The organism is Gibbsiella quercinecans (genome assembly GCF_002291425.1).
Lineage (GTDB): Bacteria > Pseudomonadota > Gammaproteobacteria > Enterobacterales > Enterobacteriaceae > Gibbsiella > Gibbsiella quercinecans.
This window is the reverse complement of the sequence record NZ_CP014136.1, coordinates 5,425,665-5,437,989: the sequence shown is the minus strand read 5'-3', so window position 1 is coordinate 5,437,989 and position 12,325 is coordinate 5,425,665. Positions and strand designations below refer to the sequence as shown.

The window sequence follows — 12,325 nt, the reverse complement described above, 5'->3', positions numbered from 1 at the left end:
GCGGTGTTTTCCTGCCATGATGCTTAAATTGTTATAAGTTTCAATAATAAACTGTTTGGCTCTATCAAGATTAGTTATCTACAGATTTCCAACTTTTACCTTTGACGTATACGTCTGCGGGGCCATAAGGTTATCGGTTTGATAGGGTTATCACGCAGAAAATTGGCGTGCGGCACAGGTTTTTTATCAGAAATTGCGATTCGTCATATCATTATGGGGTTTTTTATGTAAAAACTGACTTTAAGACGTAAGCAATTATGGATCATCAATCTTAATTTCAGTAGGTTATTGATGGCACGTGAATTCGCCGGCAAACAAGCATCGCCTGGGTGGTGCGTGCCGGTGTTATTGCTATGGGTAGGAAGATAATAAATATCATCAAATACAGGTGAGAAGGGAATATTATGCGAATTGGTGTACCAAAAGAGCGGTTGGCCAATGAAGCCCGCGTTGCAGCAACGCCGAAAACGGTGGAACAACTGCTGAAACTGGGCTTTACCGTCACGATAGAAAGTGGGGCGGGCAAGCTGGCAAGTTTTGAGGATAGCGCTTACGAAGCCGCGGGCGCGGCCATTGCCGATACCGCTGAGGTTTGGCAGGCGGATTTGATCCTGAAAGTGAATGCGCCGCAAGAAGATGAAATTGCATTAATGCGTGAGGGCGCAACCGTGGTCAGCTTTATCTGGCCAGCGCAAAACCCGGCATTGATGGAACAACTGGCCGCGCGCAAAGTCACTGCGCTGGCAATGGATGCGGTGCCGCGGATTTCCAGAGCGCAATCCATGGATGCCCTGAGCTCGATGGCCAATATCGCGGGCTATCGTGCGATCGTTGAAGCCGCCCATGAGTTTGGCCGCTTCTTTACCGGCCAGATTACCGCCGCAGGCAAAGTTCCGCCGGCTAAAGTCATGGTGATTGGTGCCGGTGTGGCCGGGCTGGCGGCGATTGGCGCGGCAGGTAGCCTGGGGGCTATCGTGCGTGCGTTCGATACCCGCCCAGAGGTTAAAGAACAGGTCAAAAGCATGGGGGCGGAATTCCTCGAGCTGGACTTTGAAGAAGAAGCCGGCAGTGGCGATGGCTACGCCAAGGTGATGTCCGAAGCCTTTATCAAGGCGGAAATGGCATTGTTCGCCGCGCAGGCGAAAGACGTGGACATCATTGTCACCACCGCGCTGATTCCAGGGAAACCGGCACCGACGTTGATCACCAAAGAGATGGTGGCTTCGATGAAGCCGGGCAGCGTGATTGTCGATCTGGCCGCGCAGACCGGCGGCAACTGTGAACTGACCGTGGCCGATAAAGTCACCGAGACGGAGCACGGGGTAAAAATCATCGGCTATACCGATTTGCCCAGCCGCCTGCCAACGCAATCTTCCCAACTGTATGGCACCAACCTGGTTAACCTGCTCAAACTGCTTTGCAAAGAGAAGAACGGTGAAGTTGACATCGATTTCGACGACACTGTGATCCGCGGCGTTACCGTGGTGCGTGCCGGCGAAGTCACCTGGCCGGCGCCGCCGATTCAGGTCTCTGCCCAGCCGAAACAACCACAGGCGGCAGCCGTTGATCCTGTGGCCAAAGAAGAGAAAAAACCGGTATCGCCGGCGCTGAAATATGGCCTGATCGCACTGGCGATCATCCTGTTTGGCTGGCTGGCCGATGCGGCGCCGAAAGAGTTCCTGTCGCACTTCACCGTCTTCGCGCTGGCCTGCGTGGTGGGTTACTACGTGGTGTGGAACGTCAGCCACGCGTTGCACACGCCGCTGATGTCGGTGACCAACGCCATCTCGGGGATCATCGTCGTCGGGGCGCTGTTGCAGATTGGCCATGGCGGCTGGGTGAGTTTCTTCTCCTTCATCGCCGTGCTGATCGCCAGTATCAATATTTTTGGTGGTTTCACCGTCACTCAGCGCATGCTGAAGATGTTTCGTAAGAACTAAGGGGTAACAAATGTCTGGAGGATTAGTTACAGCTGCATACATTGTTGCCGCTATTTTGTTTATTTTCAGCCTGGCTGGCCTGTCGCGCCATGAAACGTCCAAGCAGGGTAACCTGTTTGGCGTGGCCGGGATGGCGATCGCGCTGATTGCCACCATCCTTGGCCCGGATTCCGGCAATGTTGGTTGGATCATTCTGGCGATGATTATCGGCGGCTCCATCGGTATCTATCTGGCGAAGAAAGTCGAAATGACGGAAATGCCGGAGCTGGTTGCCGTGCTGCACAGCTTCGTCGGCCTGGCAGCGGTGCTGGTGGGCTTCAACAGCTACCTGGATCACGGCACCCTGGCCGATCCGGTGATGGAAAACATTCACCTGACCGAAGTGTTCCTCGGGATCTTCATCGGTGCCGTCACCTTCACCGGTTCCATCGTGGCATTCGGCAAACTGCGCGGCATTATTTCATCCAAACCGCTGATGCTGCCGGCTCGCCATAAGCTGAACCTGGCCGCACTGGTGGTTTCTTTCCTGCTGATGGTGATTTTTGTGCGCACCGACAGCGTGGGCCTGGAAGTGTTCGCTCTGTTGATCATGACCCTCATCGCGCTGGCATTTGGTTGGCACCTGGTGGCGTCAATCGGCGGTGCGGATATGCCGGTAGTGGTTTCAATGCTCAACTCTTATTCCGGTTGGGCCGCTGCTGCCGCGGGCTTTATGCTGAGCAACGATTTGCTGATCGTCACCGGCGCCTTGGTGGGTTCTTCCGGTGCGATCCTGTCTTACATCATGTGTAAGGCGATGAACCGATCGTTTTTCAGCGTGATCGCCGGGGGCTTCGGTACCGACGGTTCGTCAACCGGTGAAAGCGAAGAAATGGGCGAATACCGTGAAACCACGGCGGAAGAAGTGGCTGATCTGCTGAAAAACTCCAGCTCGGTGATCATCACCCCAGGCTACGGTATGGCGGTGGCGCAGGCACAGTATCCAGTGGCGGAAATCACCGAGAAGCTGCGTGCCCGTGGGATTAACGTGCGCTTCGGTATTCACCCGGTCGCTGGGCGTTTGCCGGGCCACATGAACGTGCTGCTGGCGGAAGCGAAAGTGCCTTACGACGTGGTGCTGGAAATGGACGAAATCAACGACGATTTCGCCGATACCGATACCGTGCTGGTGATTGGCGCCAACGATACGGTGAACCCGGCAGCGTTGGAAGATCCGCGCAGCCCGATCGCCGGGATGCCGGTGCTGGAAGTGTGGAAGGCGCAGAACGTGATCGTATTCAAACGTTCAATGAACACCGGCTATGCCGGCGTGCAGAACCCGCTGTTCTTTAAAGAGAACACCCAGATGCTGTTTGGCGATGCCAAACAGAGCGTGGAAGCCATCCTGCATGCTCTGAAGCAGTAATTTCACAGCCAGTGTTAACCGCAAATGCCAGCCTGGCTTCCCCGGCTGGCATTTTTCTTTGCGCCAAGCGGTATTTGCGCCGGTTTATCGCGCAAAATGGCGCAGAATTTGCGCAATCTAACACATCAGATCACAATAAAGGGGCGCAATGAGGTATCTTATGTCCCGATTTCATCCATTTAACGGATCCTAGACCCATTATGATTATCAAACCTAAGGTTCGCGGCTTTATCTGTACCACCACTCATCCGGTGGGTTGTGAAGCCAATGTTCGCCGCCAAATCGCCTACACCAAAGAGCATGGCGTTATCGCCAACGGCCCTAAGCGTGTGCTGGTGATAGGTGCATCTACCGGGTATGGTCTGGCCTCCCGCATTGCCACCGCATTTGGCAGCGGCGCCGCCACCATCGGTGTGTTCTTTGAAAAAGCCGGCACGGAAACCAAACCGGCCACTGCTGGCTGGTATAACTCAGCCGCCTTCGACAAGGCAGCGAAAGAGGCCGGCCTTTACGCCAAGAGCGTTAATGGCGATGCCTTCTCCAATGAATGTCGCGAAAAAGTGATTGAGCTGATTAAAGCCGACCTTGGCCAGATTGACCTGGTGGTTTATTCGCTGGCCTCACCGGTGCGCAAACTGCCGGATACCGGCGAAGTGGTGCGTTCTGCCTTGAAGCCGATCGGAGAGGTTTACACCACTACCGCGATTGATACCAACAAAGACCAGATCATCAGTGCAAGCGTTGAGCCGGCAACGGAAGAAGAGATCCAGAACACCATCACCGTGATGGGCGGGCAGGATTGGGAGCTGTGGATGAGCGCGCTGGAGCAAGCCGGTGTGCTGGCCGAAGGCGCTAAGTCCGTTGCTTATTCGTATATCGGCACCGATCTGACCTGGCCAATCTACTGGCACGGCACGCTGGGCCGCGCGAAAGAAGATCTCGATCGTGCTGCAACGGCCATCCGTGGCGATCTGTCGGCCAAAGGCGGCACGGCGCACGTTGCCGTGCTCAAGTCGGTGGTCACCCAGGCGTCTTCGGCGATCCCGGTCATGCCGCTCTATATCTCCATGGCTTTCAAGATCATGAAGGAAAAAGGTATCCACGAAGGCTGTATCGAACAGGTTGACCGCCTGATGCGCACCCGTTTGTACGGCAGCGATATGGCGCTGGACGACCATAACCGTATCCGCATGGACGACTGGGAGCTGCGTGATGATGTGCAGCTGGCGTGCCGCGATCTGTGGCCGTCCATCACCACTGAAAACCTCAGTGAACTGACGGATTACATCGGCTACAAGCAGGAGTTCCTGCGTCTGTTCGGCTTCGGCCTACCGGAAGTGGATTACGACGCGGACGTGAACCCAGACGTGCGTTTTGACGTGGTAGAACTGTAAGTTCCTGGCCACGGCGCTAATCCGACAGTAAAAAGCCAGTCAGTTAAACTGACTGGCTTTTTTTATCGCGCCGTTTGCTGGCGAAGAGCTTAGCGATTAATCCTCATCGTCATGTTCGTCGTCCTCGTCACTTTCAATCGGGCAGTTGAAATCATCCGGCTTGATCACTAACAGATCGCACTTGAGGTGGTCGATCACGTGTTCGGCGGTGTTGCCGATAAATGCGGCCGAAATACCGGTGCGGCCCAGCGTGCCAAGCACCACAATCCCGGCGCCCAGATGTTCAGCCAGATCGGGGATAACCTCTTCCGGCAGGCCTTTTTCCACGTGGGTGAACTCTTCCTTGATGTGGAATTTTTGCCGCAGCGCCTTCATGGCGATCAAATGCTGGCCGCGGATAGCGTCGTTATAGACGCTGGGATCAAAGTCAGGCAGTTCAATAGCGATGTTAATTGGGGTTACCGGGTAGGCGCCAACCAGATGCACTTCCGTTTGGTTGACGTTATTGGCCAGTTCAACGGTTTCCTGCACCAGCTTGATATTCAGCGGATCGTGATAAGGTTCTTCACTGGATAGGTTGACTGCCACCACGGCTTTACCGCCTTCCGGCCACGGCTGGTCTTTTACCATCCACACCGGTGAAGGGCATTTGCGCAGCAGGTGCCAGTCGGTTGGGGTAAAGATCACCGATTCCAGCCGATCGTGCTGGTGCGCCATTTTCAGCAGCAAATCGTGTTTGCCATTAATGACTTCCTGAATAATCGCTTCAAAGGGACGATTGTGCCAGACCACTTTGATTTCAATCGGAATGCCATCCTGCAGATAAAAGCGGCATTGCTCGTTGATCCAGGCGGCGCGCTGGCTGATGACGCCTTGCCGCATCGCGGTGCGTTCATCCGGGGAAAGCAGGGTGGTCATCTCATAAGAGAAATCATAGATGGGAAGAAAGGCCTTGATGCGCCCGCCATTCCGTTTCACCAGATATACCGCCCGGCGCAACGCCGGTTGGTCGTCCTGGTTGGGATCAATAGCCACCAGAAGGTTCTGATACTTCGCCATAGGGCCTCCTATACAGCTGAAATCAACAGTCTGTCAGTAACAGAGTAACCCAACATTGAAAAACAGAACAGCGGCAGTAACGTACCGGATCACTAATTGAGTGAAATTAGCGATCCGGCAGGCAATCAGGCGTTAACGCTCACGTTGATATGCTGTGAGCCGGCCAACAGGGAAAGGGCGTCGATATTTTCGATGGTGATGTATTTGCCTTTCACGCTAAGGATTTCGCTTTTCTGGAAGCGCCCCAGCAGGCGGCTGATGGTTTCAACCGTCAGGCCAAGATAGTTGCCGATATCGCCACGGGTCATCGTCAGGCGGAACTCACGCGGTGAAAAGCCACGCTGCGCGAAACGGCGCGACAGGTTATACACGAAAGCGGCCAGGCGCTCTTCGGCGTTTTTCTTCGACAACAGCAGGATCATATCCTGATCGCCTTTAATTTCACCGCTCATCAGGCGCATGATTTGCTGGCGCAGGTTCGGCATTTTGCCGGAAAGATCGTCCAGGGTTTCAAACGGTATTTCGCACACCATCGAGGTTTCCAGCGCTTGCGCGAAGCTGGGGTGCTTCAGGGCGCCGATGGCGTCAAAACCCACCAGATCGCCAGCCAGATGGAAACCGGTGATTTGCTCGTCGCCTTGTTCGGTAATGGTGTAGCTTTTGATGGTTCCGGAGCGGATAGCGTACAGCGATTTCAGCTCATCACCGGCTTTAAACAGGGTTTGGCCTTTTTGAATTGGCTTTTTCCTTTCGATAATGTTGTCGAGCTGATCCAGTTCGTGCGCATTAAGAGTGAAGGGAATGCACAGTTGGCTGATGCTGCAGTCCTGGCAGTGGATTGCACAACCACCCGACTGGATACGACGAATCACGCGTTTTTCCGGAATCATAGATTACGCTCATGCAATAATTGATATGCGTCAATTTTAACATCTTTTATTGCGGGTGATAAGGGTAGCAATAACAAGAACCGGGATATTATGTGCGTTTTTTGTACACGCTGGCAGTAGGGTTTTATTTAGCTTATTGATATCAAAGTGGTTGATTACATCACGCTGCTTGCACAATGCCCGGTTCAAGCGGGCAATAACAACACAATCATGCTGGGTGATGTAGCGTATTGAGGCACACTGAACAGCCAAACGGCCTGGTATTCAGGCCGTTTGGGCGACTACGGGTTGCTTTCCTTGGCGAGCGCCTTGTCGGGGATGGCATAGCCTGCGGCCGCCGTGCTGTGCCCCGGTTGTTCAACCTTGACGATCAACGTCAAGACCGCGGCAAACAGGTAGAGGCCGGTATATGCCCACACCACGCCGACGATATCAAAGAATGGCAAAATGATAGAAGCGATGGCCGGTGCGGCGAAGTTGCTCAGCCCGGCGGAGAGGTTGTAGATGGAAATAGCCGCCCCTTTATGGTTAGGTTCCAGCACTGGGAAAACGGCGGTCATCGGTACAAAGGCGGCAACGGTGATGCCGAGCATCACCGCAGGCACCAACGCCATCCAGAAGTTATGGCCGAAGTACACCGGCAGGTAGTAGAACGCCAGGCTGTAGATGGCGCAGCCAATGCAACCGAACCAGCGCACCTGGCGCATCCAGCCGATTTTCTCGCCCAAAATTCCCCACATAATGTTAGTAAAAATGGTGACGAAGAAGAACACCGCCCAGATCTGCAGCCATTCAGGCATGCTAAAACCCAGCCGGCCGACAAACAACATCGGCATGATCACCGCGAAGCCAAACAGCGACAGCGTATTGATAATACGGATCAGGCAGGACAGGAAAATATTGCGATTGGTAAACAGGATGGTCACCGCGCGCGAAAGCTCTTTCAGTTTATCTTTCGGCGGCAAATGGGCCTTGGTGCTGGCCTGGCCGACGTGGCGCAGCATCAGCATCGCCATCAGGCCGCCCACCAATACCCAGGCGATAGCGAACCACAGGGTGCCGGTTTCGCCGATCAGCGGGATGGTAAAGCTTGGCAAATAGCTGCCGATACAGCCGATACCGATCGAGTACATCGCCCAGAACCAGCCCATGGCGGACGAAAGCTGCTGCTTGGGAACATTCTGTACCACTAACATCACGAAAGAGTAGATAAACAGCGGGTAGGCTAAGCCGCGGATGCCGTAGAACAGAATGATCAACGGGTAGTTTTTCATCCCAAGCCCGAACAGCATAAACAGCGCGTGCATCACGACCCACAGGATAAAGCCGATGCGCATGGCTTTTTGCGGCGTAATAATCTCGGCCACCACGCCGGAGCTCCAGGCGGCCAGCGCGGCGGCCAGGCCATACACCGTGAACACCAGTGCGGACTGCGCCGGTGAAAACCCCATATCGGTGATATGTTTTGACAAGAAGGCCATCTCAAAGCCATCGCCGCTCATAAAAATGGCGATAGCGATATAGCCCCAGAACAGGTTCATCGGTAACCCGAACCAATGTTTGTGTTGTTGCATAGCAAACTCCTCCTCGGCCATAGCCGCTAGGGATGAAGGGCGGTTGTTATTGTTTTAAGCCGGGTGCCGCAGTGCGACCTGTTGTTGATATAACCGGCGATAGGTGGCCAGCCGCTCAGCCAGTAGCGGCTGGCGTGCGCGCTCAGGTGTAAACCGCCGGGCGAGCGGCGGCTTGCTACATACCTGTTGCAGATCGCCCCCTTGCGCCAGCCAGCCCAAACGGGCCGCGCCCAGAGCGCCGCCGGCATCGCCGCCCTGATGAGTGATGATGGGCAGATCAAGCACATCGGCCATCAGTTGCGCCCACGTCTCACTGCGGGCGCCGCCGCCGATCAGCGAGCATTGCGTCAGTTGGGTGCCCGCCTGGCGCAGAACCTCCAGCCCGTCGGCCATACCGAACGCCACGCCCTCCAGCACGGCGTAACCGAGCGCAGAGCGTGCATGGCTATGGGTCAGGCCATGGAAAGCCCCGCTGGCCTGCGGATCGTTATGTGGTGTCCGTTCACCGGAAAGATACGGCAGGAAGATCGGCGCCAGCCGTTGCTCGGCCTGGTTCATCTGGGCGATTTCCGCCAGCAGGGTGGTTTCATTACTGCCGACCAACTGGCAGAACCAGCGCAGCGCGCTGGCGGCAGTGAGCATCACGCTCATCTGGTGCCAGCGGTTTGGCAACGCATGGCAAAACGCATGCACTGCGGACAATGGGTTGGGGCGAAAACGGTCGTTCACGGCGAACAGCACTCCGGAAGTCCCCAGCGAAATAAACGCGTCACCGGCGTTGACGGCACCGATACCCACCGCACTGGCGGCATTATCACCGCCGCCACCGGCTATGGTGACGTTGTCACTTAGTCCCCAGGCGTTGGCGATATCCGTTTTCAACACCCCGGTGGGTTCACTGCCTTCAACCAGGCGCGGCATGTGATCGCGCGTCAGCCCACAGGCGGCCAACAGGCTGTCTGACCAGTCGCGTTTAGCCACATCCAGCCACAGCGTGCCTGCCGCGTCAGACATATCGGAGACTTTATCCCCGCTCATCATCCAACGCAGGTAGTCTTTAGGCAGCAGTACGCAGGCGGTTTGGGCAAAGATCTCCGGCTCATTGCGCGCCACCCACAGCAGTTTGGGGGCGGTAAAACCCGGCATGGCCAGGTTGCCGGCGATGCTGTGCAGCTCAGGCGCATTGGCCGTCAATGCCTCGCACTGAGCCGCGCTGCGTGTGTCGTTCCACAAAATGGCCGGGCGCAGCACATGATCCTCACGGTCCAACAGCACCGCGCCGTGCATCTGCCCGGAAAGGCCAATCGCCTGAATTTGCGCCCACTGCGCGGCCGGCATTTTGGCCCGCAGGCGCGCAACGGCTATCTGCGTGGCCTGCCACCAGGCGCTGGGGTGTTGCTCGGCCCAATGCGGATGCGGCCGCTGCACGTCCAGCGTTTCGCCGGCGCTGGCAACCAGGGCGCCGTTGTCGTTGATCACCACCGCCTTGATTTCAGAAGTGCCCAGATCGAGTCCCAAATACATGCGCAGCTCCTTTAGGCGGTCAGCCAATGGTTGATCCGGGCAATCGCCTGGCGCAGCAGTTGGGCGAAGCTTTCGCTGTGCGCCAACTCGCCAAACAGTTTTTCATCGGCGGCATAAATTGCTAGCGGATCTTCAGCCGCAAACATCCGGTGTACCGCTGGCGCATCGAGAATGCCATCCTGGTAGTCGTAAGGCAGGGTGCCTTCATGCCAACGTTGCATAAAGACGAAGAACAAGGCGGGTAGCAGCACGGTGGCGCGCGGTTGTTGCCCGCGTTGATAGCATTCAAGCAACGTCGGGGTAATGAAGCCGGGGATTTTCGAGAAGCCGTCGGCGGCGACGCGCTGGTTAGTATCGCGGATATAGGGGTTGGAAAACCGCTCCAGCACCACGTCGCGGTAGGCCGCCAGATCGAGCGGGTTGGGCGTCAGGGAAGGGATAACATCCTCGGTAACATAGTCATACGCCATTTGGCGAATGGCATCGGTATCGGTGCTTTCATGAATATAGCGCTGGCCAATCAGGGTGCCGGCCCAAGCGATACAGCTATGGCTGGCGTTCAGGATACGAATTTTGGCTTCTTCATACGGCAGCACCGAATTGACCATTTCGACACCGACATTCTCCAACGCCGGGCGGCCGGCAATGAAATCATCCTCGATGACCCATTGGATAAACGCTTCGCCCATTACCGCCGCACGATCGTGGAACCCAGTCGCCTGGGCGACGCGTTCGGCCACCTCGGGGGATGGGCGCGGCGTGATCCTGTCCACCATGGTGTTGGGGCAGCGGGTGTGGCTGTCAATCCAGGCGATGAGCGCATCCTGGCGGCGCAGGGTGAGAAACTGCTTCAGCCCGTGGCGGAAGCGGTCGCCATTGTGGCGCAGATTGTCGCAATTCAATAATGTGACAGGGTCACTATTTAGCCGCTGACGGTGCTGTAAAATCTGTGTGACAGCGCCGTAAATGGTGCTGCATCCGCCCTGCAAATCGGCTTGAACGTCAGCGTTAGACTGATCGAGGTTGAATTGATTATCCAGGTAATAGCCGCTTTCGGTTACGGTGAACGAGATGACCTTGGTTTCGGGTTTGGCGCCTTGCGCGGTCAGCGCCGCCAGTTCTTTATCCCACGGTATCACCTGTTGGATTGAGGTAATGGTTTCATACTGGCGCTCACCCTGCGGCGTGACGGTTTCCAGTACGTAACGGCCATCTTGCGCCGCCAGCGCATCTAACAAGGGGGCGGCATCGTCGCGAATGTTACCCAGGGCAATCGACCAGCGTTTATCACCGCTTACCATCAAGCGATGCAGATACCAGGCCTGATGGGCACGGTGGAAAGATCCTGCGCCGATATGCAGCCACACGGCCGGGGAAGCACTTGCTTTTTGATTCATATGCACTCCGTTAGTGATTTGGGCATTGGCCCCTTTGTTGGGCAATTGCTCTATTGCTGGCGTGTAGCTTAGATAAACTTTTGCCCATTTAGTGGGCTTTGGCTCACAAATGTGCAAATTGACCACATCGCATTGGCCGTTCGGCAGTAAAATGGCGCGCAGTGGCTTTACCTATGGGCTGGATAAATGACGAAACATGATAAGAAGCTGGATCAGGCTGCACGCGCCGCCTGGATGTATTACGTCGCCGGGCAAACGCAGCATGAGATTGCCGATGCGCTGGGCGTTTCACGGCAGGTGGCGCAGCGGCTGGTCGCCTGCGCAATAGACAACGGGTTGGTTAGCGTGACCATCTCGCATCCGGAGGGCCGCTGCATGGCGCTGGCCGCCCAATTGCGCGAGCGCTTCAGCCTGGGGTTATGTCAGGTGGTGCCGAGCCAGGGCATGGCGGCCGCGGGTATCAATCGCGCAGTGGCGGTAGCGGGCGCAGAGGTAATGGCGCAGTTTATCCGCAGTGAGCAACCGTTGATTATCGGCGTGGGATCGGGGCGGAGCCTTAAGGCGGCGATTGATGAACTGCCGGAATTCGAACGGCCGCAGCACAGCTGCGTGTCGCTGATCGGCGCGATAGCCTCCGACGGCTCTTGTACTCGTTACGATGTGCCGTTATGGATGGCGGAGAAAACCCAGGGGCGCTACTTTATTTTGCCGGCGCCGCTGTTTGCCGACGGTGAACAGGACCGGGCGCTATGGTGCAATCACCGGATTTACCGTACGGTCAGTGAAAAAGCCAATCAGGCGGATGTCACTTTCATCGGCATTGGTACTATTGGCCGCCAGTGCCCGCTGCACCAGGATGGTTTTATCTCCGCACAGCAGGTTGAGCGCCTGCAGGCGGACAATGCAGTGGCTGAAATGCTCGGCCACTTTATCGATCGCGAAGGCCGGCGGGTCGCCAGCGAACTGGATGGGCGTTTGACCAGCGTTAGCCTGCGCCAACGGCCGGAAAAACCCGTGATCGCTCTGGCCGGTGGCCGGGAAAAATACAGCGCCATCCGCGCGGCGTTGGCGGGCCAATGGATTAACGGCCTGGTAACTGATGAAGAAACCGCGGCCGGGCTATGGGCCGAAGGGGCTTAGCC

At 56.3% G+C, this 12,325-nt stretch carries 9 protein-coding genes; 4 read left to right on the top strand and 5 right to left on the bottom strand.

Annotated features, from left to right (window positions below; genetic code table 11):
- The first annotated feature begins 404 nt into the window (after positions 1–404).
- The 3 genes from pntA (at position 405) to fabV (ending at position 4,739) form a co-directional block, all read left to right on the top strand.
- Complete coding sequence (gene pntA, locus ACN28Q_RS24685) at positions 405–1,940, top strand: Re/Si-specific NAD(P)(+) transhydrogenase subunit alpha (RefSeq protein ID WP_095848756.1); 1,536 nt, start codon at positions 405–407, stop codon at positions 1,938–1,940.
- A gap of 10 nt (positions 1,941–1,950) precedes the next feature.
- Positions 1,951–3,345 carry a Re/Si-specific NAD(P)(+) transhydrogenase subunit beta gene (gene pntB / locus ACN28Q_RS24680; RefSeq protein ID WP_095848755.1) on the top strand — a complete coding sequence of 465 codons (1,395 nt, stop codon included), beginning with the start codon at positions 1,951–1,953 and terminating at the stop codon, positions 3,343–3,345.
- A 200-nt stretch (positions 3,346–3,545) separates the two neighbouring features.
- Positions 3,546–4,739, top strand: coding sequence for an enoyl-ACP reductase FabV (gene fabV, locus ACN28Q_RS24675; RefSeq protein ID WP_095848754.1), 1,194 nt, complete (start codon positions 3,546–3,548; stop codon positions 4,737–4,739).
- Between the two features lie 96 nt (positions 4,740–4,835).
- On the opposite strand, the gene uspE is transcribed toward fabV, so the two are convergent.
- The 5 genes from uspE to dalD all read right to left on the bottom strand — a co-directional run bounded on the left by uspE (position 4,836) and on the right by dalD (position 11,183).
- On the bottom strand, positions 4,836–5,798 hold the full coding sequence (gene uspE / locus ACN28Q_RS24670) for a universal stress protein UspE (RefSeq protein WP_095848753.1): 963 nt from the start codon (positions 5,796–5,798) through the stop codon (positions 4,836–4,838).
- Positions 5,799–5,923: 125 nt separating this feature from the next.
- Entirely contained in the window at positions 5,924–6,688 is a 765-nt protein-coding gene (fnr, locus tag ACN28Q_RS24665; RefSeq protein WP_095848752.1) for a fumarate/nitrate reduction transcriptional regulator Fnr, read from the bottom strand.
- Positions 6,689–6,969: 281 nt separating this feature from the next.
- The gene (locus ACN28Q_RS24660; RefSeq protein ID WP_095848751.1) at positions 6,970–8,262 is read right to left on the bottom strand and encodes an MFS transporter; all 1,293 of its coding nucleotides are present in this window, start codon (positions 8,260–8,262) and stop codon (positions 6,970–6,972) included.
- Between the two features lie 54 nt (positions 8,263–8,316).
- Positions 8,317–9,786 carry a xylulokinase gene (gene xylB, locus ACN28Q_RS24655; RefSeq protein ID WP_095848750.1) on the bottom strand — a complete coding sequence of 490 codons (1,470 nt, stop codon included), beginning with the start codon at positions 9,784–9,786 and terminating at the stop codon, positions 8,317–8,319.
- 11 nt (positions 9,787–9,797) lie between these two features.
- Entirely contained in the window at positions 9,798–11,183 is a 1,386-nt protein-coding gene (dalD, locus tag ACN28Q_RS24650) for a D-arabinitol 4-dehydrogenase (protein WP_095848749.1), read from the bottom strand.
- A gap of 186 nt (positions 11,184–11,369) precedes the next feature.
- On the opposite strand from dalD, the gene ACN28Q_RS24645 reads away from it, so the two are divergent.
- A complete protein-coding gene (locus ACN28Q_RS24645; protein ID WP_095848748.1) occupies positions 11,370–12,323 on the top strand; it encodes a sugar-binding transcriptional regulator in 954 nt (317 codons plus the stop codon).
- Positions 12,324–12,325 lie beyond the last annotated feature (2 nt).